The 26,853-nt window shown below is 53.4% G+C and carries 24 protein-coding genes; 15 read left to right on the plus strand and 9 right to left on the minus strand.

The genetic code is table 11. The features are described 5' to 3' along the window. The first annotated feature begins 525 nt into the window (after positions 1–525). Positions 526–1,971 (plus strand): sugar porter family MFS transporter, encoded by a 1,446-nt coding sequence (locus AC236I_RS13820; RefSeq protein WP_032717562.1) that lies wholly within the window; start codon positions 526–528, stop codon positions 1,969–1,971. Beyond that, positions 1,961–2,395 carry a PTS mannitol transporter subunit IIA gene (locus AC236I_RS13825; RefSeq protein ID WP_004861262.1) on the plus strand — a complete coding sequence of 145 codons (435 nt, stop codon included), beginning with the start codon at positions 1,961–1,963 and terminating at the stop codon, positions 2,393–2,395. Before AC236I_RS13820 ends, AC236I_RS13825 begins: the two co-directional genes overlap by 11 nt. 91 nt (positions 2,396–2,486) lie before the next feature. Here the strand turns inward: AC236I_RS13825 and AC236I_RS13830 are convergent, their stop codons facing one another. Genes AC236I_RS13830 through AC236I_RS13840 form a run of 3 tightly spaced genes read right to left on the minus strand, consistent with a single transcriptional unit; the run spans position 2,487 to position 5,639 of the window. Beyond that, positions 2,487–2,810 (minus strand): YdbL family probable chaperone protein, encoded by a 324-nt coding sequence (locus tag AC236I_RS13830; RefSeq protein ID WP_004861259.1) that lies wholly within the window; start codon positions 2,808–2,810, stop codon positions 2,487–2,489. Between the two features lie 7 nt (positions 2,811–2,817). Then, positions 2,818–3,003, minus strand: coding sequence for a YnbE family lipoprotein (locus AC236I_RS13835; RefSeq protein ID WP_004861256.1), 186 nt, complete (start codon positions 3,001–3,003; stop codon positions 2,818–2,820). Continuing rightward, positions 3,000–5,639 (minus strand): YdbH family protein, encoded by a 2,640-nt coding sequence (locus AC236I_RS13840; protein ID WP_032724707.1) that lies wholly within the window; start codon positions 5,637–5,639, stop codon positions 3,000–3,002. The genes AC236I_RS13835 and AC236I_RS13840 overlap by 4 nt, the downstream gene beginning before the upstream one ends. A gap of 415 nt (positions 5,640–6,054) precedes the next feature. On the opposite strand from AC236I_RS13840, the gene AC236I_RS13845 reads away from it, so the two are divergent. The 3 genes from AC236I_RS13845 (at position 6,055) to hslJ (ending at position 8,237) form a co-directional block, all read left to right on the plus strand. Beyond that, on the plus strand, positions 6,055–6,555 hold the full coding sequence (locus AC236I_RS13845) for a DedA family protein (RefSeq protein WP_015584476.1): 501 nt from the start codon (positions 6,055–6,057) through the stop codon (positions 6,553–6,555). 145 nt (positions 6,556–6,700) lie between these two features. Next, on the plus strand, positions 6,701–7,690 hold the full coding sequence (locus tag AC236I_RS13850) for a 2-hydroxyacid dehydrogenase (protein ID WP_004861243.1): 990 nt from the start codon (positions 6,701–6,703) through the stop codon (positions 7,688–7,690). 124 nt (positions 7,691–7,814) lie between these two features. Continuing rightward, on the plus strand, positions 7,815–8,237 hold the full coding sequence (gene hslJ, locus AC236I_RS13855) for a heat shock protein HslJ (protein ID WP_004861241.1): 423 nt from the start codon (positions 7,815–7,817) through the stop codon (positions 8,235–8,237). Here hslJ and AC236I_RS13860 read toward each other — a convergent pair. After that, complete coding sequence (locus tag AC236I_RS13860; RefSeq protein WP_004861238.1) at positions 8,234–8,500, minus strand: putative hemolysin; 267 nt, start codon at positions 8,498–8,500, stop codon at positions 8,234–8,236. The two genes, hslJ and AC236I_RS13860, sit on opposite strands and share 4 nt — an antisense overlap. A gap of 1,374 nt (positions 8,501–9,874) precedes the next feature. Here AC236I_RS13860 and nifJ point away from each other — a divergent pair. The 4 genes from nifJ to ttcA all read left to right on the plus strand — a co-directional run bounded on the left by nifJ (position 9,875) and on the right by ttcA (position 16,053). After that, positions 9,875–13,402 carry a pyruvate:ferredoxin (flavodoxin) oxidoreductase gene (gene nifJ / locus AC236I_RS13865; RefSeq protein ID WP_048024342.1) on the plus strand — a complete coding sequence of 1,176 codons (3,528 nt, stop codon included), beginning with the start codon at positions 9,875–9,877 and terminating at the stop codon, positions 13,400–13,402. A gap of 794 nt (positions 13,403–14,196) precedes the next feature. Continuing rightward, the gene (locus AC236I_RS13870; protein WP_004861230.1) at positions 14,197–14,415 is read left to right on the plus strand and encodes a KTSC domain-containing protein; all 219 of its coding nucleotides are present in this window, start codon (positions 14,197–14,199) and stop codon (positions 14,413–14,415) included. Between the two features lie 73 nt (positions 14,416–14,488). After that, entirely contained in the window at positions 14,489–14,923 is a 435-nt protein-coding gene (uspF, locus tag AC236I_RS13875; RefSeq protein WP_004861228.1) for a universal stress protein UspF, read from the plus strand. A 194-nt stretch (positions 14,924–15,117) separates the two neighbouring features. Then, the gene (gene ttcA / locus AC236I_RS13880; RefSeq protein ID WP_004861225.1) at positions 15,118–16,053 is read left to right on the plus strand and encodes a tRNA 2-thiocytidine(32) synthetase TtcA; all 936 of its coding nucleotides are present in this window, start codon (positions 15,118–15,120) and stop codon (positions 16,051–16,053) included. A 44-nt stretch (positions 16,054–16,097) separates the two neighbouring features. Here ttcA and dbpA read toward each other — a convergent pair whose 3' ends face one another. From dbpA to zntB, 3 genes are all read right to left on the minus strand, one after another. Continuing rightward, positions 16,098–17,471: an ATP-dependent RNA helicase DbpA gene (gene dbpA, locus AC236I_RS13885; RefSeq protein WP_004861223.1), complete on the minus strand. Its 1,374-nt coding sequence runs from the start codon at positions 17,469–17,471 to the stop codon at positions 16,098–16,100. Positions 17,472–17,485: 14 nt separating this feature from the next. After that, positions 17,486–17,671 (minus strand): proline-rich small protein YnaL, encoded by a 186-nt coding sequence (ynaL, locus tag AC236I_RS13890; protein ID WP_071824622.1) that lies wholly within the window; start codon positions 17,669–17,671, stop codon positions 17,486–17,488. Positions 17,672–17,950: 279 nt separating this feature from the next. Then, positions 17,951–18,934, minus strand: a complete 984-nt coding sequence (gene zntB, locus AC236I_RS13895; RefSeq protein ID WP_004861213.1) for a zinc transporter ZntB — start codon at positions 18,932–18,934, stop codon at positions 17,951–17,953. Positions 18,935–19,546: 612 nt separating this feature from the next. Between zntB and AC236I_RS13900 the strand changes: the two genes are divergently transcribed. The 4 genes from AC236I_RS13900 to AC236I_RS13915 all read left to right on the plus strand — a co-directional run bounded on the left by AC236I_RS13900 (position 19,547) and on the right by AC236I_RS13915 (position 23,302). Then, entirely contained in the window at positions 19,547–20,293 is a 747-nt protein-coding gene (locus AC236I_RS13900) for a DeoR/GlpR family DNA-binding transcription regulator (protein WP_004861208.1), read from the plus strand. Between the two features lie 13 nt (positions 20,294–20,306). Next, positions 20,307–21,389, plus strand: a complete 1,083-nt coding sequence (locus AC236I_RS13905; RefSeq protein WP_032717342.1) for an oxidoreductase — start codon at positions 20,307–20,309, stop codon at positions 21,387–21,389. 406 nt (positions 21,390–21,795) lie between these two features. After that, positions 21,796–22,485: a helix-turn-helix transcriptional regulator gene (locus AC236I_RS13910; RefSeq protein WP_015584480.1), complete on the plus strand. Its 690-nt coding sequence runs from the start codon at positions 21,796–21,798 to the stop codon at positions 22,483–22,485. A gap of 70 nt (positions 22,486–22,555) precedes the next feature. Then, positions 22,556–23,302, plus strand: coding sequence for an SDR family NAD(P)-dependent oxidoreductase (locus tag AC236I_RS13915; protein WP_004861200.1), 747 nt, complete (start codon positions 22,556–22,558; stop codon positions 23,300–23,302). A gap of 369 nt (positions 23,303–23,671) precedes the next feature. Here the strand turns inward: AC236I_RS13915 and AC236I_RS13920 are convergent, their stop codons facing one another. After that, positions 23,672–24,517: an oxidoreductase gene (locus tag AC236I_RS13920; RefSeq protein WP_054828862.1), complete on the minus strand. Its 846-nt coding sequence runs from the start codon at positions 24,515–24,517 to the stop codon at positions 23,672–23,674. A 106-nt stretch (positions 24,518–24,623) separates the two neighbouring features. Between AC236I_RS13920 and AC236I_RS13925 the strand changes: the two genes are divergently transcribed. After that, on the plus strand, positions 24,624–25,544 hold the full coding sequence (locus AC236I_RS13925; RefSeq protein ID WP_004861194.1) for an AraC family transcriptional regulator: 921 nt from the start codon (positions 24,624–24,626) through the stop codon (positions 25,542–25,544). Between the two features lie 6 nt (positions 25,545–25,550). On the opposite strand, the gene AC236I_RS13930 is transcribed toward AC236I_RS13925, so the two are convergent. Beyond that, complete coding sequence (locus AC236I_RS13930) at positions 25,551–25,928, minus strand: RidA family protein (protein WP_048024344.1); 378 nt, start codon at positions 25,926–25,928, stop codon at positions 25,551–25,553. A gap of 476 nt (positions 25,929–26,404) precedes the next feature. On the opposite strand from AC236I_RS13930, the gene AC236I_RS13935 reads away from it, so the two are divergent. Then, positions 26,405–26,851: a DUF3290 domain-containing protein gene (locus tag AC236I_RS13935; protein WP_015584482.1), complete on the plus strand. Its 447-nt coding sequence runs from the start codon at positions 26,405–26,407 to the stop codon at positions 26,849–26,851. The last annotated feature ends 2 nt before the right edge of the window (positions 26,852–26,853 follow it).

Below are 26,853 nucleotides of genomic sequence, written 5' to 3' on the forward strand. Positions count from 1 at the left end.
CAATCTGTCCACTCTCGGCGGTACGCAAACCCGCAAGCACGGAGGAGACCATGAAGGACACAGAAAGAAGATTGAACACGTCGGACGGCAGGAAGCGTTGTCATGTCATCGATTACCTATCGGTCACGACGGTTTTTCCACTGAAAGGAACGCCGGTGACAAAGCACAATGAGGCGTCAGCAAGACACCTTGCACCGCAGGTTGGCTTTCATCGCTTCAAGAGCGAGGGTCAGATGCGGTACCGGATTCGCACAGTCTGTTCTGTGCACAAGCGCTGTCGGGTAACCGTGTGAATGTCGACAGCAAGCATCGCAGATGCCACACACAATCCAGAGACACTGATAACACACCGTCAATCAAAAACACGCCTCATCGCCCGTTGCTCCTCAGCATATGGCGATGAAGACGAATAATCGCACCGCCCATCTCGTTTCCCTCCGTCATCGTTCGACAGGATAAAACTGTAGCCGCGAGCGAAGAGAAACAGAATGACCGGTGCTGTTAATGAAAATAAAAGGTATGAAAATGTCAGCTATCATGAAACTGAACGTACAGCAAAGAAAGCGGCTTCACCAAATAACGCTAGTGGCAACATTTGGCGGCCTGCTATTCGGCTATGACACCGGGGTTATTAATGGTGCATTTTCTTCACTGAAGCAATATATGAGCCTGACGCCGACAACGGAAGGTCTGGTCATGAGCGTATTGCTGGTGGGCGCCGCTATTGGCAGCGTTTTTGGTGGAACCCTCGCCGATTATTTTGGCAGACGCAAATATCTGCTCTGCCTGTCCTTTATTTTCCTTGTCGGGGCATTAATGTCAGCCCTCGCCCCGGATATCACCGTCTTGCTGCTATCCCGTTTTCTGCTGGGATATGCCGTCGGTGGCGCTTCCGTCACGGCACCGACGTTCATTTCTGAAGTTGCCCCCACGGAAATGCGCGGTAAACTCACGGGGCTGAATGAGGTCGCCATTGTTATCGGGCAGCTTGCCGCATTCGCCATCAACGCCGTAATTGGTATTATCTGGGGCCACCTTCCCGACGTCTGGCGATATATGTTGATGGTGCAGGCCATCCCGGCTATCTGTTTATTTGTCGGAATGTTGCGTTCTCCGGAAAGCCCGCGCTGGCTGGTGAGCAAAAACCGTCATCAGGAAGCGCTGGAAGTATTAAAGCAGATCCGCTCGCCGGAACGCGCGGCGCAAGAATTTGCCGATATTTCGACCCTCATCAAAGTTGAAGCCGATCGCAAATTCAGTACGCAAAACGCGTTTTTGACCATTCTCAGCACGCCGTGGATTTTTAAATTACTGCTGGTGGGCATCATTTGGGCCGCGTTGCAGCAGACCACCGGGGTCAATGTCATTATGTACTATGGCACCGAAATCCTGAGTACGGCCGGCTTCTCAGAAAGAACCTCCTTAATATGCAACGTGCTCAACGGGGTCTTCTCGGTGGGGGGAATGCTGGTTGGGGTCTTCTTCCTCGTTGATCGCTTTAAACGCAAAACCATCATTATTTATGGCTTTGCCATTATGGCGACGCTGCACCTGATCATTGCCGGCGTCGATTACACGCTGGTTGGCGATATCAAAGCGACGGCGATCTGGCTGCTCGGCGCGTTGTTTGTCGGGGTCATGCAGGGGACAATGGGCTTTATTACCTGGGTGGTGTTGGCCGAACTGTTCCCGCTGAAATTCCGCGGCCTGTCGATGGGGATTTCAGTGTTTTTCATGTGGATCATGAATGCCGTTGTCAGCTACCTGTTTCCGCTGCTCCAGGCCAAACTCGGCCTTGGTCCGGTATTCCTGATTTTCGCGGCCATCAACTATATCGCGATTATCTTTGTGGTCACGGCGCTTCCGGAAACCTCGAACAAATCGCTGGAACAATTAGAAGAAGAGTTATCGTCTAATAAATATGATGCGCGGGTGAATAACGGCGCGGAGGTCGCTCACAATGATCGCTAATATTACGCAAGAGAACCTTCACCTTGGCTACAAGGCGAAAAATAAGGCCGAAGTGTTGACCCTGCTCGGTGAGGAATTTAAAAAGAAAGGCTACGTCAGCGAAAACTGCACCGCTTTTCTTGATGAAAGGGAACGTCAGGTGTCCACTTTTTTAGGCAATGGCATTACGCTTCCGCACCTGCCGAAATCCGCGACCAATATCATTCTGAAAACCGGAATAGAAATATTTCAGTTCCCGGACGGCGTCATCTGGGACAGAAGCAACGTCATGTTTATCGCCATTGGCGTGATTGCCAAAGAGAAAGAGCATATTGATGTTCTGAAGGACATCGCTTCTATTTTCAGCGATGAAATCATTGCAAATGCGCTGTCATTGATCTCCAGTAAACAGGACTTTTTGACGATTTTACAACAACACCGCTAACCCTGACGCTTAATCGCCGTCAGGCCCCGCCGCCGCTGATGAAAGGGAGTCTCATCAGCGGCCGTTCCTGCCAGGCAAAAGCGCCGGCGCGTTATTTCCGCAGCCATTGACCATTCAGTCCCTGAACATACTCCCCCGGCTGTGCCCGCGAGACCAGTTTTTGTCCGGCCATTTTCGCCACCTCATCCACCGGCAGGTTATTATCATCCGCCAGCTGCTGATAGCTTTCACTTCTGGCCGCGTTGATCTGTTTGACCAGCGCCAGCGTTTCCTTATCCTGACGCAGCGGCGCCAGATAGCCATTCAGCGTTTCGCCGACCCGCCCTTGCTCCCGAGCCTCCCCCAGCGTCAGCGCCAGCGCCGATGAGCTGAGAAGGCCAAGCGCCAACGCCGCCGTTAACAGTCGTTTTCTCATCGCCACCTCAGAATAGATCGCTACGCGACTTCAGTAACTCTTCAACATCCTTATCCACTTTGATATGAATCTCATGCTCAATTTTGACATTCATATTGATGGTGATCGGCTCTTTTGACGCCGCGATTTCAATTCGTGGCGTACAGCCCGCCAGCAGCATCGTCATCAGCACCGGCGTTAGCAATTTCATCATTGTTGTTCCTTACACTTTTTACTGTCCGTACAGCTGCGCACGGGGAGCACCGCATTTTGCTCAAACCATGCCTGTAAATTGTCGCCAAAACGTAAACTGCGCCACAGGTCAAAAATATTCTCTTGATGAGAATAGTTTAAATGCACCGTATTACTCTGCTCCCCGACGCGGCTGGTTCCGCTGATGGTCGCCTTCAGCGTCAGCATGCCCAGATTATCGAGATCGATGCGCGTCCATGAACGGGAGATCTCCATATAGCGCAGCCAGTTAATCGCCGCACCGGCGGAAATATTGTCATTGACCATCGCATCCGCCATATCCTTATCAAGACGTAAGGTCATCGGCCCCGGGTTACCCAGCCAGCCGTCTTTAATGATCCATTTGTCATTGTTCAGCCACAGCGGCAGCGCGCCGTTAAATGCGCCGGACATGGCAAATTGCTTGATATTTATCGCGCTTACCAGTTCGCTGCTGGAAATTTGCTGCAGACGCAGTAGCGCCGGGTCGTGCTGCGGCATACGCAGCTGCTGCATGGTCACCTTACCCCCGAGAACATCCACGCTGACGTTGCTCAACTGCAGCGGTTCGCGCTCGCTCCACGGCCAGGAGCCCTGCAGATCCGCCGAGAGGTTTTTCGCCGTCACCTGGTTGACGACTTCGCCAATACGCAGCGACACCGGTCGGCGGGTTCCCAGTTGCCAGGTCCCCTGACTAAAGCGAAAAGGCAGAACAAAATCTACGCCATTAATCTGATTGTCAGGCATCCAGGCGCTGCCGCCTTTTAAGACGCCGTGGCCGCCGGCTTCAAATCCCTGATCTGCCGCCGCGGAGAAGGCTACCTGCGCATACAGCATTCCTTCACGCAGATTCATTTTCCAGTCTGGCGGCACCAGCGGCTGAAACACGGTTAACGACTGTTTTGGCCACCAGGCCTGGCCCCGCAGACGTTCGCCATCCCAACGCCCGGTGACCCGCACGGGACCTATCTTATTGGCGTGGAGCGCCCCGCTAAACTGAAACCAGGTGGGATCCCGTCCGTCGATCTTGAACTTTAACGTGGAGGGGGGAAGTTCGCTGCCGCTGCTAAAGCTGGTTTTACCCGCGTCCAGCGATAGCGCGCCGGTCAGTTTGGGGTGCTGTTCGCCGCGCAGCCAGTGCACCGGTTCATCCAGGGTTAACCGCGGCGTGCTGACCAGCATCGTGCCGTACTGCAGCTTATCGAAGCCCGTCGACAGGCTGTTCAGCACAATCGAATTGTCTATCCACGCCCCCGCCCCTTTGACGTCCCACTTGGCCTGCATCGGCGTGAAGCGGCCCTCGCCCCAGTAACGCCACTGCCAGCGGCCGCTGTCGGGCATAAAGTTGTCGGCCTGACCGTCAAGGTGCAGCGAAAAGTCGCCCATCTGCTGTTCGTGCGCGCGCAGAATAGCCTGCAGACGGCCGTCCACGCCCTGCTGAGTCACCTTCACCCCGGCCAGCGGCAGACGAACTTCGTCAATGTTGAGCGAATCAATGACCCGCCCGCGGGAACGCAGCAGCGCGCCGGGATGGAACGCCAGCGACGGCGCGGTCAGCGGGCCAGTCAGGTTCGCCGGCAGCACGGCATAGACAATCAGGTCGCCGAGCTTGGCCTCGCCGGTTAACCGCAACGGCATGTCGCTGTTGTCCATGCTCAGTTTGCCAGGGCCAATCGTCAGTACCGCGTTCCCCTTCCCGGCTTCCCCGTGGGTGAGAACGTTGAGACGACCGCTGACCCGCATCTGCTCGGTGCCCTGTTGCCAGTTGCCAACCGACAAGGCCACGCGGCCGCTCAGCGGATATCCGGCATACTCGGTGCTCCAGCGACCATCGCTGATGGCAATACGTTCCGGGGTGATTTCCCAGGGTAAATCGAGCATCGGCTGCACATCGCCGCGCGGCGTAACCAGCAGCTGCCCACGGTTTTTCTGCCACTCCAGCTCCGCATCAACCAGTCCTGCCGTCTGCGGGAATTCGAGCGTGGCGAGCAGATGACCGTCTACCGGCAAACCGTCCGGCACCAGCGGCATATGAAACTCGCCGACCAGCTTCACCGGCGCCTGTCCTTCAACCAGCTGCGCGGAAAAGTCGCTCACCGTCAGCGCCTGCCCGCGCAGGCGCGCCTGCAGCGTCATCTCTTTACCGCTGTAGCCGATATCCTGCTGCTGCGGCGTCAATGACATGACCAGCCGACCCTGCCACTTTTCCCACGGCGAGAGACGCAGGTTTTCAATCGTCAACCAGCTATAGGGAAGCATGGACTGCCATTCCGCCAGGGTACGCGGGGCGCCGGATGCCGGTTCACTTTCCGGCAGTTTGCTCAGGCAGGCGCTATTGATATCAAGTTCGTCAACCTGCAGCCGCCAGCGGCTGGGATGTGAGAGTCGGGCATTGGTTATGCGGGCCAGTTCGCAATCGCCGACCAGATAGCGTAAATCGGGAATACGCAGCGCAGAACGCGTCAGGCGCGGACTGTCGTGCAGCGAAATGCGGGTTCCCTCTGGCAGCCAGATCCCGGCCAGCGTAGGTACCCAATGGGTAAGCGTCGACAACAAGGCCAGCGGTAGCAGAATAAGTGCTAACAATAGCGCGATGGCGGCTTTATATTTACCCTTCATGGGCAGTTAATATCCTGATTAAACAAAAGTAAAAGCCGAAAGTAGCGCGTATTGTGGCACGTTCGACCAGTGAGTTAAAGTTTCTATCCCGCTTAAGAGCCTATCTCATCCGGGCTATTTTGCTTGTCATTTTGCCCCGGGCAGAGCTCACAACGCGCGATTCTTGCACGCCCTTCAGCGCGGCCCGCAGGGTAAGCGAAGCGATGCAAATCGCCAGCAACTTCCTGTACGCTCCGTTTTCTCCGCGCTGTCCGCGTGCAAACGGCCTGCGCCGATAGCCCAGTCGGGATAGATTCTAAGAATAGTTGCTGCGACATCATCGTTATGGTGAATTGTTGCCATCCGCTTATTTAACCGCCATTTAGCCAGCGCCTGTCACACTCGCGGGAATCGATCTAACAAGTGGGCGGATCCCGTGGAGTTTTTTGTTTCGCTTATTGAGTATGCCCAGCGCCACTATTCATTCCTGCTGCTGCTGGTCTTCCTGCTGACGTTCAGCAAATCCTGTGCCCTGATTTCCCTGCTGGTGCCGGGCACATCCGGGCTGCTGCTGCTCGGCCCGCTCGCCTCCGGCAGCCTGAATCACTTCTTATTTATGTGGCTCAGCGCCAGCCTGGGGGCAATCGGTGGATTCTGGATCTCCTGGTGGCTGGGACGGTACTATCAGCATCGTCTGCTACGACTTCGCTGGCTGCGCGGCGATCGGCTGGCCCGTAGCCTGACCTTTCTCCATCGCCACGGCGAATGGGCGGTGTTTTTCGGGCGTTTTCTCTCGCCGCTTCGCGCCACCCTCCCCCTGGCCAGCGGCGTCAGCGGCACGCCGTTCTGGCGTTTTCAACTGGCCAATGTCAGCTCGGGACTTCTCTGGCCGCTGCTTCTGCTGGCTCCCGGTGCCTTCAGCTTCAGTTTTTGGTAAAATACATTGTGTTTTAAAGAGATACCTCAACTCAGTGATATGCTCTAGAATTATTAGATACCCGCCAGGCCAAACTAATTTTTAATATTTGTACGATTATTTTAAATATGCTACCGTGACGGTATAATCACTGGAGAAAAGTCTTATGAAAATCGCTGTGTATAGTACGAAGCAGTACGATAAAAAGTACCTTCAGCATGTTAATGATACATATGGCTTTGAACTCGAATTTTTCGACTTCCTGTTAACCGAAAAAACCGCGAAAACGGCCAACGGTTGTGAAGCCGTGTGCATTTTTGTCAACGATGACGGAAGCCGTCCGGTACTGGAAGAGCTGAAAGCGCATGGCGTGAAGTACATCGCCCTGCGCTGCGCCGGGTTTAACAACGTCGATCTGGATGCGGCAAAAGAGCTGGGTCTGCGCGTTGTCCGCGTTCCCGCCTATTCGCCGGAGGCCGTGGCTGAACATGCCATCGGCATGATGATGTCGTTGAACCGCCGTATCCACCGCGCCTACCAGCGTACCCGCGATGCTAACTTCTCGCTGGAAGGTTTAACCGGCTTTACCATGCACGGTAAAACCGCCGGGGTGATCGGGACGGGCAAAATCGGCGTCGCCACGCTGCGTATTCTGAAAGGGTTTGGCATGCGCCTGCTGGCGTTCGATCCCTATCCAAGCGCCGCGGCGCTGGATCTTGGCGTCGAGTATGTTGATTTGCCGACGCTGTATGCGCAGTCCGACGTGATCTCCCTGCACTGTCCGCTGACGGAAGAGAACTACCATCTGCTGAATCATGCGGCGTTTGAGCAAATGAAAGACGGCGTGATGGTGATCAATACCAGCCGCGGGGCGCTGATTGATTCTCAGGCGGCGATCGATGCGCTGAAACACCAGAAAATCGGGGCGCTGGGCATGGACGTGTATGAGAATGAACGCGATCTGTTCTTCGAAGATAAGTCCAATGACGTGATTCAGGATGACGTCTTCCGTCGCCTTTCTGCCTGTCATAACGTGTTGTTCACCGGGCACCAGGCTTTCCTGACCGCCGAGGCGCTGATCAGCATTTCACAAACGACCCTCGATAACCTGCGCCAGGTCGATGCTGGCGAAACCTGCCCGAACGCGCTGGTCTGATCGTCCTTTCCCTTTTGTGCCCTCCTTCCACGGGGGGCACTTTCAGATAACCCCCACAGAAATTGCCTGCAGTAAAGTTAAACTGTGCGTATTTAATAGATGTGATAAATGTTTTGGAGGAAAAATGAACAAGTTTGCTGCACTGCTGGCGGCAGGAATGCTGTTATCTGGCTGTGTCTACAACAGCAAAGTTTCCACCGGCGCGGAGCAACTTCAGCACCATCGTTTCGTCCTGACCAGCGTGAATGGCCAGGCGCTGGCGGCGGGAGCCAAACCGCTGGAGCTGAGTTTTGGCGAAGATATGTATGTTTCAGGAAACATGTGCAACCGCTTTAGCGGTAAAGGCAAAATCAGCGGCGGCGAGCTGAAGGTCAAAACGCTGGCGATGACCCGTATGCTGTGCACCGATTCTCAGCTGAATACGCTGGATAATACGCTGAGCAAAATGCTGCGCGATGGCGCACAGGTTGACCTGACGGAAAATCAGCTGACGCTGGCCACTGCCGATCAGACTCTGGTCTATAAACTCGCCGACCTGGTCAACTAGTAGTTACCGCAGCTTCCACCCGCTAACGCCTGTTCGCTGCAGCGCTTGCCGTTGGGTAACGCGCACATGCCGATCGCCGAACCATCAAGCTGTCGTGCCACGGACAATGAGCCGCCAATCATCGCGCAGTTCGCCTGCCCTGAGCTGCTCATCGCGGCACGCATTCCCGGCGACACGTGTGCCGCGGTTGCCTGCTGAACAGGTTCGCTACTACAGGCCGACAATAATAACGCGGCACACCCTACTAAAAACGCTGCTCGCATCGTCTCTCCCCTCAGAAACTTCCCAAAATAAACAAACCCAAGAATAATAGGCAGCGCAGCGCCTGACGTCGAGAGGCGAAATACGTATTTATGCGCCCCATTAACATTTCTTAGCAAATTTTCCGCCGATCGTTGATCTTGTCAGGGAAAATGACAGGAATGCTGTGGATCATCTATACCCGCGATGCACGCCGCTGGCCGCGGTCCTCCAGACGGGCTGTGGCTATCGCCGTCAAAACGGCTGTACTTGTGATGAGAAAAGAGCGTTTGCTCTCGCGACCAGGATGCCGCCGCCCATAACGATAAAACCCCGCCAGATGGCAGGGTTGTCATGACGCCCTTCTCCCGCCCCTTCTCTACGGAGCTCGGATCGTGCCAGGAAGGTTATCCCGCTCAGCTATTTATCCACCAGCCGGCGACATCATAGCGTTAATGCTATTATCAAATTGCAAGCCAACGACCAGGTCACCTTTTTTCATTAAAGTTCGGCATTTTTAGATATACCCTAAAATATAATCTCAACCAGCCAATGGTCCTTAAAATTAAAATCCCCAGGCAGACCGCCTCCTGATTTTTATACAGGAGGCAAAATCTAATAAAAATATCAATCAGGTCTCAGGGGGGAATTTTTACTGCACAACGTTAAGCCCGCTTTTTTCCACTCTTTTTTACGGCAACCGCTGTCTTTATGCTCTGACCAAAGTGGATCAAACCGATCTTTTTGCAGGTCCTGTGATTCAGGCGTCCGTGACCATCGCTTTGTACAAAGGGTTTTTCGGGTAGATTTTTGCATAAAAACTCTCCAGGTTGACTTTTGCTAACCATTCCGTAGTTAATCCAGCAATGTTGAGCTGATATTAACACCCGCAAAAGAGAGTTTATTTCAACCTTTGTTTATCTTTGTAAAGGCAGAATGTAAAAATCACAAATAGCGGAGTTCTCACATTCGCAGTCCGCTAACATCCGCCTACAATATGTCCCATCATTGCCAATGTTAATCGTGAATGGCTATTCCACAACGTCAGGATTAGAAAATCGAGTATCGCGAATTCGCAGATAAATAATGCCCCCTGATTCAGACCCACAGGCAGATTGATACGTCAACGGCGATATCTTCGACAGCACGGCTCTCACCACGGGGAAACCTGCCCGTTACGCCGCCTGTCAACATAAATGCATAATAATCATAAAGATAGATGCGAAGCCGTCGGTATCTTTTGCCCTTCCGGGGAAGAATTCGTGGATCAATTTGTGCACTCGAAAGCCTCACAACTTCAAGGGTATAGATAATGCCCTTATACTAGCCACTATAATTACAAGACCTGTAGCCGTTTGTCAGGTCTCTTCTTTTGCGCAATGTTAGGGTGTCTTCTTATGATTACTATCGACGGTAATGGCGCGGCCGCTTCAGTCGCGTTTCGCACAAGTGAGGTTATCGCCATCTACCCGATTACGCCCAGTTCAACGATGGCGGAACAGGCGGATGCCTGGGCGGGTAACGGGCTTAAAAACGTGTGGGGAGACGTACCTCGCGTCGTCGAAATGCAGTCGGAAGCCGGGGCCATCGGTGCTGTACACGGCGCGCTGCAAACCGGGGCGCTCTCGACCTCCTTTACCTCATCGCAGGGTTTACTGCTGATGATCCCCACGCTGTACAAACTGGCCGGTCAGCTGATGCCGTTTGTCCTGCACGTTGCCGCTCGTACCGTCGCCACCCACGCACTCTCGATCTTCGGCGACCACTCCGACGTCATGGCCGTACGCCAGACCGGCTGCGCCATGCTGTGCGCCAGCAGCGTCCAGGAAGCCCAGGACTTTGCGCTGATTTCCCATATCGCCACGCTTAAGAGCCGGGTGCCGTTTATCCATTTCTTCGACGGCTTCCGCACTTCGCATGAAATCAATAAAATCGCCCCGCTTGCGGATGACACCATTCGCAACCTGCTGCCTCAGGACGAGATTGACGCGCACCGTCTGCGCGCGCTGAATCCGGAACATCCGGTGATCCGCGGCACTTCGGCGAACCCGGATACTTATTTCCAGTCCCGCGAAGCCACGAACCCCTGGTACGACGCGGTCTATGACCACGTTGAAACGGCGATGAACGATTTCGCCGCCGCGACCGGGCGTCAGTACAAACCGTTCGAGTTTTATGGCCATCCGCAGGCAGAACGGGTGATTGTGATTATGGGCTCGGCGATCGGCACCTGTGAAGAGGTCGTTGACGAACTGCTGAGCCGTGGCGAAAAAGTCGGTGTCCTGAAAGTTCGCCTCTATCGCCCCTTCTCAGCCGCCCATCTGCTGGAGGCACTGCCGGAAAGCACCCGCGCTATCGCCGTTCTGGATCGCACCAAAGAACCGGGCGCCCATGCCGAGCCGCTGTACCTGGATATCATGACCGCGCTGGCGGAAGCCTTTAACCGCGGCGAACGTGAAACTCTGCCCCGCACCATCGGCGGCCGCTACGGCCTTTCATCGAAAGAGTTCGGCCCGGAGTGCGTGCTGGCTATCTTCAATGAATTGCGCGAAGCCCGGCCCAAACCGCGATTCACCGTCGGCATTTATGATGATGTGACCAATCTCTCCCTGCCGCTCGGGGAGAACACCCTGCCGTCAGAAGCCAAACTGGAGGCGCTGTTCTACGGCCTCGGCAGCGATGGCAGCGTATCGGCCACTAAAAACAATATCAAAATTATCGGTAACTCCACGCCGTGGTTCTCGCAGGGCTATTTTGTCTATGACTCGAAAAAAGCCGGCGGGTTGACCGTTTCGCATTTACGCGTCAGTGAGAAACCGATTCGCTCCTCCTATTTGATCTCGCAGGCCGATTTCGTTGGCTGCCATCAGCTACAGTTTATCGACAAATATCAAATGGTTGAGCGGTTAAAACCCGGCGGGATTTTCTTGCTCAATACACCTTATGGTGTGGATGACGTCTGGTCGCGCCTGCCGCAGGAAGTGCAGGCAACGCTGAATCAGAAAAAAGCGCGCTTTTATATCGTCAACGCTGCGAAAATTGCCCGAGAATGCAGCCTTGGCGCGCGTATCAATACCGTCATGCAGATGGCATTCTTCCACTTAACGCAAATTCTGCCGGGCGACAGCGCGCTGGCCGAACTGCAGGGCGCCATTGCGAAAAGCTACAGCAGCAAAGGCCAGGATCTGGTTGAGCGCAACTGGCAGGCGCTGGCGCTGGCGCGCGAATCGTTGGCCGAAGTGCCGTTGCGCCCGGTCGATGCCTCCAGCCCGAACCGTCCGCCGGTGGTCTCCGATGCCGCGCCGGATTTTGTGAAAACCGTCACCGCCGCGATGCTGGCCGGTCTCGGCGATGCGCTACCGGTCTCCGCGCTGCCGCCGGATGGCACCTGGCCAATGGGCACCACGCGCTGGGAAAAACGCAATATCGCCGAAGAGATCCCCATCTGGAAGGAGGAGCTGTGCACCCAGTGTAACCACTGCGTCGCCGCCTGCCCGCATTCAGCGATTCGCGCCAAAGTGGTCCCTCCGCAGGCCATGGAGGCGGCCCCGGCCAGTCTGCACTCCCTGGACGTCAAATCGCGCGATATGCGCGGGCAGAAATATGTCCTGCAGGTGGCGCCGGAAGATTGCACCGGCTGTAACCTGTGCGTGGAAGTGTGTCCGGCAAAAGACCGGCAGAATCCTGAAATCAAGGCCATCAACATGATGTCGCGCCTTGAGCATGTGGAAGAAGAGAAAGTGAACTACGACTTCTTCCTCAACCTGCCGGAAATCGACCGCAGCACTCTGGAGCGGATTGATATCCGCACCTCGCAACTGATCAGCCCGCTGTTTGAATATTCCGGGGCCTGTTCCGGCTGCGGCGAAACGCCGTATATCAAACTGCTGACCCAGCTGTACGGGGATCGGATGCTGATCGCTAACGCCACCGGCTGCTCGTCGATTTACGGCGGTAATCTGCCATCCACACCGTATACCACCGACGCCAACGGCCGTGGCCCGGCGTGGGCAAACTCGCTGTTCGAAGACAACGCCGAATTTGGCCTCGGCTTCCGCTTAACCGTCGACCAGCACCGTCAGCGCGTCATGCGCCTGCTGGCAACGTTTGCCGATAAACTGCCGCCAGCATTGTATGAGGCGCTGCAGGCCGACGCCACCCCAGAGGTGCGCCGCGAACAGGTGGCCGAGCTACGCCAGGTTCTGGCTAATGAAGCCGGTGCGAAGGAGCTCTTAACCGATGCCGATGCGCTGGTTGAGAAATCCATCTGGCTTATCGGCGGCGATGGCTGGGCCTATGACATTGGCTTCGGCGGTCTCGACCACGTCCTGAGCCTGACCGAAAACGTCAACATTCTGGTTCTCGATACCCAGTGTTATTCCAATACCGGCGGCCAGGCATCGAAGGCGACTCCGCTCGGCGCGGTCACCAAATTTGGTGAGCATGGCAAGCGCAAGGCGCGTAAGGACCTCGGCGTCAGCATGATGATGTACGGACATGTTTACGTCGCGCAAATTTCGCTGGGGGCGCAGCTGAATCAGACGGTGAAAGCGATTCAGGAAGCGGAGGCCTACCCTGGCCCGTCGCTGATTATCGCCTACAGCCCCTGCGAAGAGCACGGTTACGATCTGGCGCTCAGCCACGATCAGATGCGTCAGCTGACCGCCACCGGCTTCTGGCCGCTGTACCGCTTCGACCCTCGTCGTGCGGATGAAGGCAAACTGCCGCTGGCGCTGGACTCTCGCCCACCGTCAGACGCGCTGGCCGAAACGCTGCTTAACGAGCAACGTTTCCGTCGCCTCAATTCTCAGCAGCCCGAAGTGGCGGAGCAGCTGTGGAAGGATGCGGCGGCGGATTTGCAAAAACGCTATGACTTCCTGGCCCAGATGGCCGGCAAAGCGGAGAAACCGGCAACCGAGAGTTAACCCGCTCTGTTTTTAAGCCTTAGCATAAAAAAAGCCCGAATATTCATTCGGGCTTGTCATTTTTATCGTCAAAATAATATCGTGCGTGAATATGTGACGAACATAATAAAGAAGCTGGCGACAATAGAAGGCAATAACGCACGGATAATAAGCGAATAATCCCGTTATGTATAATTTTTATTTTGTATATATTCAGTTTATACATTCACCAAACCATTATCATAACAGGTGTATTTTTTTAGCCTACAGGTTCTATTACCGCTCAGATCATTTTTCACCCTTACACCTCTTTGTTATTTATAACACCCTCAGCGCCACTCTAAATTTAAAATAAAAACACTTCAGAAACATCCAATTGAAGTCATCATTATGTATAACGCTTATCAAATACGTTATTCATCGCCTGCAGATTTATAAAGGAATCAACATAATATTGGCCTGATATTTAAAACACATTATATCCGGCATGAGCAATGTCCATAAAAGTCTCGTTCCATATGCGGGTATTGCGACGATGTACGACTTCAAGCGAAATACTTTGCCGGTGTTTATTCTATAGCCAGTCTATAGGGCACAGATGACAACGCCTTATCGCATAACGCTCCTCTGGCGCCTGCATCGTCGCACCGGTGCCACTGTATCCGCGGTGATGCAAAGTCCCGCCCACAGCAACGCTGTTTTATCGCGTCGTGCCGGGAACATCAATCAAATCAAAACAATATCCCTGGTGTATTAAAACCGTTACCCGATAAATGATATATTGCCGGTAAAGCCTGCCGTAAAGGACGCCAGCCATGGATCATCAACCCGTAAAATCATCCCGAATCGCCTCCATCGCCTATGACGAAGCCTCTGGCATCCTCGAAATCCGGTTTCACGACGCCACCACGCTCCGCTATGAGAAGGTGCCCGAACGCATCTATCGCCTTTTTTTGCAGGTGGTCTCCAAGGGACGTTTTTATGATGGCGTCATCAAAGGGAAATTTACCGAACATCGGGGTAGCTCACGCTAAAATGTGACCCGTCATGGTACATCATGCCGCCAAATGGCGTACACTTTAAGCGGTTACTTAAACAGGAGGTTTTATGGCCAGAATAATTCTTGTACCTATTGATATATCTGAAAAAGAATTAACTCAACGCGTTGTCTGTCACGTTGAGGCGGAAGCGCGTATTGACGATGCCGAAGTACACTTTCTGACCGTGATTCCATCCCTTCCCTACTACGCCTCGCTGGGGATGGCCTATACCACCGAACTACCGCCGATGGATGAGTTTAAAGCGGAATCGGAAACGCGTCTGAAAGAGTTCGTCGCTCAGTTCGCCATTCCTGAAGACCGGGTGCATTTCCATGTTAAGGAAGGTTCGCCGAAGGATAACATTCTGGAGCTGGCGAAAACGCTGCCGGCCGATCTGGTGATTATCGCCTCTCACCGCCCGGACATAACGACCTATCTGCTCGGCTCCAACGCCGCGGCCGTCGTTCGTCATGCCGACTGTTCCGTACTGGTTGTGCGTTAACCCCTTCAGCCCGCCCTCACGGCGGGCTTTTTATCTCAACATCTGTCAGGTTAAACTACCGGAAATGTGCTGACATCCCCACCGCGAATCCGTACCATACACGCCACAGACTTAGACTGACGTCATTAATTGCGACCACCCGCCGTGCCGTGGGCAGAGTGCGTGTGCCACACTATGAATTGAGCTATTATTAAATGCTGCAAAATCAAGAAATTAGCAAAAAAGAAAAGTACAACCTCGATAAATTGCAAAAGCGCCTGCGCCGTAACGTCGGCGAAGCCATTGCCGATTTCAACATGATCGAAGACGGCGACCGGATTATGGTTTGCCTGTCCGGCGGTAAAGATAGCTACACCATGCTGGAAATCCTGCGCAGCCTGCAGAAAAGCGCGCCGATTTCATTCTCGCTGGTCGCGGTCAACCTCGATCAGAAGCAGCCGGGTTTCCCCGCCCACATTCTGCCGGAATATCTCGAGCAGCTTGGCGTCGAGTACAAAATTGTCGAAGAAAACACCTACGGGATCGTCAAAGAGAAGATTCCTGAAGGCAAAACCACCTGCTCGCTCTGTTCGCGTCTGCGTCGCGGTATCCTGTACCGTACCGCGAGTGAACTAGGCGCAACTAAGATTGCCCTCGGCCATCACCGCGACGATATTTTACAGACGCTGTTCCTGAACATGTTCTACGGCGGCAAAATGAAAGGCATGCCGCCGAAGCTGATGAGCGATGACGGTAAACACATCGTGATTCGCCCGCTGGCATACTGCCGTGAAAAAGACATTGAGCGTTTTTCGCAGGCGAAAGGTTTCCCGATCATTCCGTGCAACCTGTGCGGTTCGCAGCCTAACCTGCAGCGCCAGGTGATCGCCGATATGCTGCGCGACTGGGATAAGCGCTATCCTGGCCGTATAGAAACCATGTTCAGCGCCATGCAGAACGTGGTGCCGTCGCATCTGAGCGACATTAACCTGTTTGACTTTAAAGGGATTAACCACAACTCAGAAGTGGTTGATGGCGGCGATCTGGCGTTTGACCGGGAAGAGATTCCGCTGCAGCCTGCCGGCTGGCAGCCGGAAGACGATGCCGCGCAGCTGGATGAACTGCGCCTGAACGTGGTCGAAGTGAAGTAACCCACCGGCGTCTCAGAGTCACCTCTGAGACGCCTTGTCATCGCTTATTTCAGCAGGCGAACGCGGCAGTTTTTGCCTTTAATCTTACCGTTCTGCAGCTGCTTATAGGCCTTCTGCGCCACGCTCTGGCGAATGGCCACATAGACATGCGCAGGATGGACGTTAATCTTGCCGATGTCGGCGCCGTCAAAGCCCATATCGCCGGTCAACGCGCCGAGCACATCGCCGGCGCGCATTTTCGCTTTCTTCCCGCCATCGATACACAGCGTCGCCATCTCTGCGTGAAGCGGTTTGATATTGCCGTTGGTCGGCGCGCTCACCCAGTTCAGCTTCAGCTGCAGCATCTCTGCCAGGATATTGGCGCGCTGCGCCTCTTCCGGCGCGCAGAGGCTGATAGCCAGACCGCTCTCACCCGCGCGGGCGGTACGCCCGATACGGTGCACGTGAACTTCCGGATCCCAGGCCAGCTCATAGTTAACCACCAGCTCCAGCGATTTAATATCGAGGCCGCGCGCGGCAACGTCGGTGGCGACCAGCACACGAGAACTCCCGTTGGCAAATCGCACCAGCGTCTGATCGCGATCGCGTTGTTCAAGATCGCCGTGCAGCGACAGCGCGCTCTGCCCCGCGGCATTCAGCGAATCGCAAACCGCCTGGCAATCTTTTTTGGTGTTGCAAAACACCACGCAAGAGGCCGGCTGATGCTGGCTGAGCAGCGTTTGCAGCAGCGGGATTTTTCCGCGCTGGGAGGTTTCGAAAAACTGCTGCTCGATTGCCGGCAGCGCGTCGACGGAATCGGTCTCAATGGTCAACGGATGGTTTTGTACCCGCCCGCTGATCGCCGCGATCGCTTCCGGCCAGGTGGCGGAGAACAGCAGCGTCTGACGTTCGGCCGGGGCAAAGCGGATCACCTCATCGATGGCCTCGCTGAAGCCCATATCCAGCATCCGATCGGCTTCATCCATCACCAGCGTCTGCAGCGCATCCAGCGACACGGTGCCCTTTTGCAGGTGATCTAACAAACGGCCCGGTGTGGCGACGATGATATGCGGCGCATGCTGCAGCGAATCGCGCTGCGCGCCGAAAGGCTGCCCGCCGCAAAGGGTCAAAATTTTAATATTCGGTAAAAAGCGCGCCAGACGACGCAGCTCACCCGCGACCTGATCGGCCAGTTCGCGGGTTGGGCACAGTACCAGAGATTGTGTCTGGAACAGGGTAGCATCAACATGTTGAAGCAGCCCCAGACCAAATGCCGCTGTTTTACCGCTACCGGTTTTGGCCTGCACGCGCACATCTTTACCCGCCAGAATCGCGGGCAAGGCGGCGGCCTGCACAGGGGTCATCGTGAGATAACCCAGCTCATTGAGATTGGCGAGCTGGGCAGCGGGTAAAACGTTCAGTGTTGAAAAAGCGGTCACAATTTTTTCTCGAATTAACAGGCACACAAAGGGCAGGCGCGTATCCTCGCAGATCTGCGCCTGCGATGCGACAATTTAATCGGCTCATCGTCCGGCGGCGGGTCGGGCAGCGGATGCGGGCGAGGCCGGGGATCGGGCACCGGTATGGGATCGTTAGGTTCTGGCGAGACAGGGATCGATGTCAGGGGCTGATAGCGCATGGTGATTCTCCCGGGAATGAGCGGGTATACCCATTAAGCGTAGAAGCTGCTAACCAGAGAGCAAAAAAAAGCCGACTTAATCAAGTCGGCGTCGTACGAATCAATTGTGCTATGCAGTAATTCAAAAAAGGAAGTAAGACAATATGGAGCGCAACGCCCATCGCTTGACGTTGCATTCACCTGCGAGAGAGATATTGCCCCGAATGGGTAGACGGTTTATTGATTTCGCTCAAACATTCCCGGATTTTCACGCGATGGACGGCGATGAAAAGCGATTATTTACAGCCATTTACTACGATGTAACCACCATGTAACACCGCCAATGAGAACGACTAACATTATGCAGAAGATAGAAAAGCCTAAATGCCACTCATTGCCGGGGATCCCGCCCAGGTTGACGCCAAACAGACCGGTCAAAAAGGTGCTGGGCAGAAACACCATCGCCATCAGCGACATGGTATAGGTACGACGCGACAGCGCCTCCTGCATAATCTGAGCAATCTCATCGCTCATAATCGCCGTCCGGGAAATACAGCTGTCAATCTCATCGAGGCCCCGCCCCAGCCGGTCGGCGATATCCTGCATTCTGCGGCGGTGATCGTCATTCATCCACGGCAGACGCTCGCTGGCAAGGCGGGAGTAGACATCGCGCTGCGGAGACATATAGCGGCGCATCACGATCAGCTGTTTGCGCAGCAGCGCCAGAAAACCACGCGGCGGCACCTGCTGATCCAGCAGGTTATCTTCGAGGTCGATAATCCGGTCATGCAGCTGCTCGATAAATTCGCTGGCGTGATCGGTCAGCGCATCGCAAATATCCACCAGCCAGCCGCCGCAGTCCACCGGCCCGGTTCCCTCGCGCAGATCGCCGAGCACATCATCCAGCGCCAGCACCCGACGCTGACGGGTAGAGACGATTAAGCGCTCGTCCATATACAGGCGCATCGCCACCAGCTGGTCAGGCCGCTCATCGGTACTGCCGTTAATGCAGCGCAGCGTAATTAACGTTCCGTCCCCCACCCGGGTGACCCGGGGACGGGTACTTTCCCCGGCTAAGGCATCGCGGACGCTGTTGGGCAACAGCGGAGTGGATGCCAGCCATTCGGCGCTATCGGCGTGGGTATAGTTCAGATGCAACCAACAGGGATGCTCCTTATCGATAGCGTCACTGTCAGTCAGCGGCTTCACGCCGCCCTGCCCGTCGAATTGCCAGGCAAAAACCGCATCCGGCACGTTCAATTCCGATCCCTTAATGGCGTCCACCAGACCTCCGTCAGTCAGTTCTTATTTTTGCTAGTCTAGCCTGACACATCGGTTAATCAAGGGGTAAAGTCAGCAGGGTGCTGAATTCGCTGATGAAAAGCGGACGAGGAGAAACATAAAAAAAGAACCCGCCGACGGCGGGTTATGCGTGCGTTTCATAAGAATATGTCCAGCCCGCTGAATGAACCACCGCCAGAATGAATACCGGCGGGACGGCAGGCTAGCAGGAGCCGTTCATTTTTTCTCTTCTGCGTACTGACGAGCGTTATCGTGCAAATTGGTACACATGTTTTTATCTCCTTCATTGTTATGAGCAGGAGTAAGAGTAGACCGGAGTTGCCGTTTTGCAAACCCGCCCCTTAAAAAAGTCTCGCCCCGCCCCGACGCCCTGATGAAGCGCCGTCGCGGATATTTTGACCGGTAACGATGAGCGGTTGGGGGGCCTGCAGAACGTTGCGCCATACCGCCCGATACCTCCTCCGTAGAGCGGGCGGCCGCCCTTTCCTCGCCCCATCGCTGCTCCTCTCCAGAAGGTGATGCAAGGACGATTTCTTTTCCTGCGAAATGCTGTATTATGCGAGTTATTGCAGCATTTTGCAGGATTTCATCACCATGCATAAAACCGCCAGACAAAAGTACCTGGTCGACCTTATTAGTGAAAACGGGCAAGTCAGTATCAGCGACCTGGTTGAAAAGCTGCAGGTTTCTGCAGACACCCTGCGCCGCGATCTGGCCGATCTTGAAAAGCAGGGGCTGGCGCAGAAGAACCACGGCGGCGCAATCGCGCTCGACATTTCCGCAATGAATCGCCAGGGCCGAAATGCCCTGCTGCCGCAGACTAAACAGCGTTTAGGCCGCCTGGTCGCCAGCAAAATACCCGCCGGTTCGACCCTCTTTTTAGATGCCGGCAGTACCGTTCTGGCCGTCGCGACCCAGATTCAAGGCCCGATGACGGTTATCACCACCTCATTAGATATTGCCTCGCATTTCAGCACCCGCCCGGATATCCAGCTGATCATGCTGGGGGGAACATGGGATGTGCAGCAGCGGCTGTTTGCCGGCAGCGCCACCCTGGCATTGCTGGCGCGCTATCGTGCCGATATCGCTATCCTCGGCGCCTGCGCCATCCATGCGCAACTCGGTTTAAGCGCCAGCCAGGAGGCCGATGCTGAAATCAAACGCGCCATGCTGGCGGCAAGCACCGAGCACTGGCTGGTCGCCGATCATATGAAGTTGAACCACTGCGAGCCGCATCTGGTGGCCGAATTAACAGACATACATCAGTTATTTTTAGACAAGCCCTGGGAAGAGCTCGGGGATACTAGCGCGCTGCAGGTCAACATTGCTGACGCTCAATAACGTGGAGAGGGTAATGAAAAAAGTCATCGCTCGTGAAGGTAAAAACATTAATATTGCGCTGATCGGCTATGGGTTCGTCGGCAAAACGTTTCACGCCCCGCTGATTCAGTCGGTGGAAGGCCTCACGCTGGCGGTCGTTGCGTCCGGCGATGAAGAGAAGGTGAAGCGCGATCTGCCGGATGTCACCGTCATCGGCTCGCCAGAACAGGCCATTCAACACCCGGATATTGACCTGGTGGTGATCGCCTCCCCCAACGCCACGCACGCCCCGTTAGCCAAACTGGCGCTGAATGCCGGGAAACATGTGGTAGTGGATAAGCCCTTTACGCTGGATATGCAGGAAGCCCGCGAGCTGATTGCGCTGGCGGAAGAGAAGCAGCTGCTGCTTTCGGTCTTCCATAACCGCCGCTGGGACAGCGATTTCCTCGGCATTAAACAGGTTATCGAACAAGGACTTATCGGCAATGTTAAGCACTTTGAGTCGCATTTTGACCGTTTCCGCCCGGAAGTTCGCGTGCGCTGGAGAGAACAAAATGTCCCCGGCAGCGGATTATGGTTCGATTTGGGGCCGCACCTGATCGATCAGGCGCTACAGCTGTTCGGCCTGCCGCAGTCGGTGCAGGGCAATATCGCCACCCTGCGCCAGGGCGCGGAGATTAATGACTGGGCGCATGTGGTCTTAAACTACGCGCAGCATAAGGTGATTTTGCACTGCAGCATGCTGGTGGCCGGTGGCGTATCGCGCTTTACCGTCCACGGAGATAAAGGCAGCGTGGTGAAACAGAAAGCCGATCGCCAGGAAAGCCAGCTGCTGGCCGGGGTGGTTCCCGGCAGCGAAAGCTGGGGGCATGACGACGACAGCCTCGTGGTGTTTGATGCCAGCTCGCAGTCGCGCGAGATCCCTACTCCGCAGGGCGACCAGCGCCAGTACTATATTAACGTGCGCGATGCGTTAACCGGCAAGATCGAGAACCCGGTCCAGCCGCTGCAGGCGCTGGCGGTAATGGCGGTATTAGAAGCGGCGGTACAGTCGGCGGAATCAGGTACGGTGCAAAGCGTTGCGCTGACCGCGGATGAGCTGGCGGCATTGCAATAATCAGGGGGCTCCCATGACCTGCGGTTTCCACAGGTCATGCCCCGCCGCACGTGGCTGGTCGCGGTACTCACCGTGCCAGCCCATTCAGCCGATCGCGCAGATTGTCCGCCGTTCAGCGACGTTGATACCAGGCGGATATCCTCGCCCGCAGCCAGGTATGGTTTTCGGCTACATTCTTATCGGTTGGCTCCGGCTGACGGCGCGCCCTGAAACCAGCGGTACCTTTTCAGGTAGTTATGCCCTCGCCTGCAGCGCTTAATATTATTAAATAAAATAATGACGAATATAGCGCTGTATTAATCAAAGGGAACTGTTCAACTTAAGCGTGTACGCTTACTTTGTACTAAGATGCTTATCCAACAGATGCGTTAAGATATCGTCTCAGGATCAGGATGGATTGATCAGCATGACCAGAACAGAAAGGCTTCTCGAATTACTACAGATATTAAGGGCGCAAAGATACCCGATCACCGCATCCACTCTCTCGATAAGATTAGGAGTAAGTGTACGCTCCCTTTACAGAGATATAAAAACGCTACAACATCAAGGCGTGTGCATTGAAGGCGGTGCTGGAATTGGTTATATCGTTAAGTCTGACTTTCATTTGCCACCCTTAAACCTTTCTCATGAAGAAATCAATGCTATTACGCTTGGGTTAAATTGGGTATCTCATAATACGGATTATGATTTCAAGAATACCGCAAGGAATGCCCTTGCCAAAATACATGCCGTCATTCCTGGTGAATTAAAAAATCTTATTGAGAGTCAATCCTATCTGATCGGTCCTTCAGAAAACAATGAACTGTTTTTTGAAGATATCCGCAATGCTATTAAAAAGCGAAAGAAAATCGAAATAAAGTATTGTGACAAGAAAGACACTTACTCTTCTCGAGTCATATGGCCCATCGGATTGGTATATATGGAGTCATGCTGGCTTTTGGTGGCCTGGTGTGAGATGAGAAATGATTTTCGTCATTTTAGAACTGATAAAATTAAAGAGCTGGCACAGCTGGATTCTACATATAGTGAAAGCAGAACGGTTTTATTGAAAAAATGGAGATTCAAAGAAGGGATCTGCGAGGAGAAAGAGTACTGACAAAAACTGTCACAGCTAATTTGTATACTCACCCCGATGAAAGACTCCATTCTACTTCATAGGGGGAATTATGAATTTCCAGAATAAAGTTGCTGTCATAACAGGAAGTACTGCAGGTATCGGTGAGGCAGTTGCAGAGCAATTACACAAATATGGTGCGAAGGTCGTTATTGTATCCCGTTCCTCAGCGCAGGCTAAACAAAAAGCGAAACGATTAACTTCACAGGGACCACAAGCGCTGGGGATCGGCTGTGATGTCTCACAACCGGAACAAGTACAGAAAATGATCGCTCAGGTTATCCAACAGTTCGGCAGACTTGATTATGCTGTAAATAATGCAGGCTTAACCGGTGAACATGGTAAAAACATAACAGAGCAAACGGTTGAAAACTGGGATAAGGTTATTGCCACCTCCTTGAGCGGCGTTTTTTACTGTCTGAAATATGAAATACCTGAGATGATGAAATTTGGTGGTTCTATCGTTAATTTATCTGCAGTAAATGGCCTGGTTGGCATTCCTGGATTAGCACCTTACACCGTGGCTAAACACGGTATAATCGGTTTAACCCAAACCGCAGCGTTAGAATTTGCAAGCCAGGACATTCGAATCAACGCAGTCGCTCCGGGCTATGTCCAAACCCCACGAATGACTGAATTTCCTGAAAATATCGTACGTAGTTTCGCAAATAGCCACCCTATGAAAAGGATGGCAACAATGCAAGAAATAGCAGACTTCATATTGTTTTTGCTTTCAGACAAATCAGCGTTCTGTACCGGAGGCGTTTATCCAATCGATGGTGGTTATTTAGCCGAGTAACATCCCGCGAAAGTTCTTTTAAACTGTAAGAGTTGCTTTAACAAAGTGGCAGGCTCAATGAGAGCGTGCAAATATACAGTTAACGCTTCCGCTGTAGGGCTATTGATAACAATATTTCCCGTATGGATTAACAGGAGTACAGATGATCGACTCTCCAGGGGTTCATACATCATGCCATTAACAACGTCCGCTCCTGGCACTTAGCACTCTGGCCAGAGGCGCCAGGGTGGCGTTAAGTTAGAGGAGACGTTGACTTCACCGCACGTCCGCAAAGTCAACATCACTCATGTGCAGGGCATCAGCACGATGCCCGATACAAAATGGCCGTATGGGCGACCGGCCATTATGGGTTATCCAATGCACTCCCGTCTAAGCCGGTAAGTCGCTATCCGTTGAACGTGTTAGTGTTTCCCATTGCTCGATTTCCTTATCTAATGCAGCGAGTTTTTGCCGCACTAAACTCAATGCATCGCTGCCCAACAATAAATGCGTGGGTGGGTTCTGGCTCTCAATGATTGTCAGTATGGCGCGGGCAGCCATCACGGGATCGCCGGGTTGCTTGCCGCTTTTTTCCATACGCGCCTGCCGAATGGGTTCGAAAAGAGCATCATAGTCCGGGATGCTACGCGCGCTGCGTACCATTGAACGCCCGGCCCAGTCGGTGCGAAACGACCCTGGCGCCACGGCGGTCACGTGTATATTGAACGGGATAAGCTCTTTGCTTAACGTTTCTGATATGCCTTCCAGCGCGAATTTGCTGCCGCAGTAATAGCTGATACCGGGTAGAGTAATAAAACTGCCCATTGAGGTGATATTAATAATATGGCCACGACGGCGCTGGCGCATGCCCGCTAGCACGGCTTTCATCATTGCCACTGCGCCAAACACATTCACCTCAAACTGGTGGCGCATCTCCGCAAGCGAGGCTTCTTCCATGATGCCTTCATGGCCGTAACCGGCATTATTCACCAGCACATCAACCGGACCGACGGTCGATTCAACCTCCGCTACCACCTCAGCAATACGCCCGGCGTCCGTAACATCCAGCAAGCGGCCGAAAGCCCGCTGTGCATCAAGGGCCTCGAAAGCCTGCTTTGCGTGGTGATTACGCACGGTCCCGATAACCCGATGACCTGCGGTGAGTGCTTCCTGCGCCAGCGCACGACCAAAGCCGCTGCTGACGCCAGTGATTAAAATCGTTTTTACCGATGTCATAAAAAAGAACTCCCATGAACAGTGAAGGTTGCATGGTATTCTCTGTACTGTCCTATTTTTAGGCCGAATCTTCTCTTTTTATTGCCTGATTTTATGAGGTGCCGTGATGTCCGGGATGATTAGCATGATGAAAACACTGGCCGCGCAGGAGGGGTACAACCTGACCGCGCTGCCTGATGTGCGAATCTTGCGTGCCGACCGGCCGCTTGCCAGAACACCTGTGCTGTACGATCCGGGGATCGTGATTGTCTGCCAGGGCAGCAAACGCGGCTATTTCGGCCAGCAGACCTATTTATATGATGAGCAGCACTACCTGGCGGTTTCGGTGCCGGTGCCGTTTGTGATGGAAACCGACGCCTCGGCAGAACATCCGTTGCTGGCGATTTATATGCATCTGAATTTTCAGCTTGCCGCTGAACTGATGTTACAGATTGAACAGCATGGTGCCCCGCATCCCCCCGCCGTGCCGCAAAGCATGATGTCGAGTCCGATGGATGACGCGGTAAAAACAGCGGTGCTGCGTTTGCTAGAAGTTCTGAACAATCCGCTTGAGGCGGCGATCCTTGGCCCTGCGCGGGTGCGTGAGCTCTATTTCCGGGTTCTGACAGGCGAGCAAGGCAACGCAATGCGCGCCGCGCTGGCCTTGCAAGGGCAATTCGGCAAAATCGGTAAAGTGCTACAGCGCATCCATGCTCTCTACGCTGAGCCGTTCACGCTGACGCAGCTGGCGCTGGAAGCAGGAATGAGTGTGCCGACGTTTCATAGCCATTTCAAAGCGATAACCCGGATGCCGCCGATGCAGTATGTGAAATCGGTCCGCCTGCACCAGGCGCGCATGTTGATGGTGCGCCAGCAGATCACCGCCAGCGCCGCGAGTTACGCCGTAGGCTATGAAAGCCCGTCGCAGTTTAATCGCGAGTTCAAACGCCTGTTTGGCCTGCCACCGGCGGAGGAGATAAAACGTATGCAGCGTAATTTCGCCGTTCCGCCAGCCCAGCAAGCCTCGGTATTTATTTCATCGCATTAAGCTTAATCAGAGGGCAAATAGCGTTTCAATTTCAATCTTGAGATCGGGTGCAAAGAGACGGCTGACTTCCACCAGCGAACTGGCAGGCAAGTGATCGCCGTAATAGCGGTAGAGTACCTCGCGCAGCGCGTTGATCTCGTCAAAAGAGGTAATGAAAATAGTCACTTTAATGAGAGACGAGAAATCAGTACCCTCTGCGGTGACGATTTTACAAATCTGACTGAATATCTCCTCAGCCTGTTCAACGATGCCTGATTGCTGTGCGGGTGTGCCAAATGCGGTAAGCCCCGAGATATAGAGCGTATCGCCATGTCTCACGGAGTGAACGTAGGGGGCCTTTACCTCACCTAACTCAGGATAATTTTTGCGAATCAGCCTGTTCATAATGGGTTCCTTAATGGGACCAGACAGAAATCAATCTTATCATTGTCTTGTTACGGCTCAATATTCATCAGCATAGCGAACACTGCTTACTCCGTTTGCTCAATTTTGGCCATTCAGTTAGTCTTGCAAAATTCAACCTCACTTAGCCTCATTGTAAGTTTCCCACCAGGCGAACCATGCACTTTTAGATATCTAACCTAACGTGTCGTAATGTCCGAGATATCCTCTTGTGGTGCAAAGCACTCTTCGCCAACGGTCAGTGGCCGCTGTGAGCGAAAAACAGAAGTTCTGAATGTTTACTTACATCGAAGTGCCTTGGGTCATCGTAAGCAGATCACTGCAGTTGACTAAAAGGATAATGACAAATCTCAGCTGATAACTGATAATTATTAGCTGTTAAGTAACACCAGAACGGATAATGGCTATGTGTTACTATAATAAAAATGGGGTCTTGAGGGGTTAGGGATTATACATATATGAGATTTTATAGCATAGATTATCTACAAACGCAGTCTAGCATCAATGATTATTTAAAATACATCGTTATATTTAGTACTTTATTTATCCTGATCGTTGTTTTTAGTCTGTACATGCGCCATCGTTTGCAAACTAAATATCGTGACTTAACAATCATAGCCTTCTTATTTTTGCTCTTCATTTCCGGTGTGCAATATGCTGATTATACTGATAGTAAAAATATACATTCCCAATCATCACAAATGGTTAATTTTGTCAGGTCCTTATCACAAAAAAAAGATGTGGATGTGAATGCTATATTTTCCAGTTCAGTACAACTCTCTGATGGCATTATCGTTAAAGTTAACGATCTTTTTTATCGCGTCAACTTAAGTCCGGATCAAAAAACATACAATTTAGTAGAGGTTTCGTTAGTAAACCCAGAAATAGAAATCATAAAAAACTGAGG

This window comes from Klebsiella sp. Sb-30 (genome assembly GCF_057652795.1).

Excerpts from the sequence above, each read along its gene's own strand:
- AC236I_RS13820 (WP_032717562.1), top strand. The coding sequence starts at position 526 with ATGTCAGCTATCATGAAACTGAACGTACAGCAAAGAAAGCGGCTTCAC.
- AC236I_RS13825 (WP_004861262.1), top strand. The coding sequence starts at position 1,961 with ATGATCGCTAATATTACGCAAGAGAACCTTCACCTTGGCTACAAGGCG.
- AC236I_RS13830 (WP_004861259.1), bottom strand. The coding sequence starts at position 2,810 with ATGAGAAAACGACTGTTAACGGCGGCGTTGGCGCTTGGCCTTCTCAGC.
- AC236I_RS13835 (WP_004861256.1), bottom strand. The coding sequence starts at position 3,003 with ATGATGAAATTGCTAACGCCGGTGCTGATGACGATGCTGCTGGCGGGC.
- AC236I_RS13840 (WP_032724707.1), bottom strand. The coding sequence starts at position 5,639 with ATGAAGGGTAAATATAAAGCCGCCATCGCGCTATTGTTAGCACTTATT.
- AC236I_RS13850 (WP_004861243.1), top strand. The coding sequence starts at position 6,701 with ATGAAAATCGCTGTGTATAGTACGAAGCAGTACGATAAAAAGTACCTT.
- hslJ (WP_004861241.1), top strand. The coding sequence starts at position 7,815 with ATGAACAAGTTTGCTGCACTGCTGGCGGCAGGAATGCTGTTATCTGGC.
- AC236I_RS13860 (WP_004861238.1), bottom strand. The coding sequence starts at position 8,500 with ATGCGAGCAGCGTTTTTAGTAGGGTGTGCCGCGTTATTATTGTCGGCC.
- nifJ (WP_048024342.1), top strand. The coding sequence starts at position 9,875 with ATGATTACTATCGACGGTAATGGCGCGGCCGCTTCAGTCGCGTTTCGC.
- AC236I_RS13870 (WP_004861230.1), top strand. The coding sequence starts at position 14,197 with ATGGATCATCAACCCGTAAAATCATCCCGAATCGCCTCCATCGCCTAT.
- uspF (WP_004861228.1), top strand. The coding sequence starts at position 14,489 with ATGGCCAGAATAATTCTTGTACCTATTGATATATCTGAAAAAGAATTA.
- ttcA (WP_004861225.1), top strand. The coding sequence starts at position 15,118 with ATGCTGCAAAATCAAGAAATTAGCAAAAAAGAAAAGTACAACCTCGAT.
- ynaL (WP_071824622.1), bottom strand. The coding sequence starts at position 17,671 with ATGCGCTATCAGCCCCTGACATCGATCCCTGTCTCGCCAGAACCTAAC.
- AC236I_RS13900 (WP_004861208.1), top strand. The coding sequence starts at position 19,547 with ATGCATAAAACCGCCAGACAAAAGTACCTGGTCGACCTTATTAGTGAA.
- AC236I_RS13905 (WP_032717342.1), top strand. The coding sequence starts at position 20,307 with ATGAAAAAAGTCATCGCTCGTGAAGGTAAAAACATTAATATTGCGCTG.
- AC236I_RS13910 (WP_015584480.1), top strand. The coding sequence starts at position 21,796 with ATGACCAGAACAGAAAGGCTTCTCGAATTACTACAGATATTAAGGGCG.
- AC236I_RS13915 (WP_004861200.1), top strand. The coding sequence starts at position 22,556 with ATGAATTTCCAGAATAAAGTTGCTGTCATAACAGGAAGTACTGCAGGT.
- AC236I_RS13920 (WP_054828862.1), bottom strand. The coding sequence starts at position 24,517 with ATGACATCGGTAAAAACGATTTTAATCACTGGCGTCAGCAGCGGCTTT.
- AC236I_RS13925 (WP_004861194.1), top strand. The coding sequence starts at position 24,624 with ATGTCCGGGATGATTAGCATGATGAAAACACTGGCCGCGCAGGAGGGG.
- AC236I_RS13930 (WP_048024344.1), bottom strand. The coding sequence starts at position 25,928 with ATGAACAGGCTGATTCGCAAAAATTATCCTGAGTTAGGTGAGGTAAAG.
- AC236I_RS13935 (WP_015584482.1), top strand. The coding sequence starts at position 26,405 with ATGAGATTTTATAGCATAGATTATCTACAAACGCAGTCTAGCATCAAT.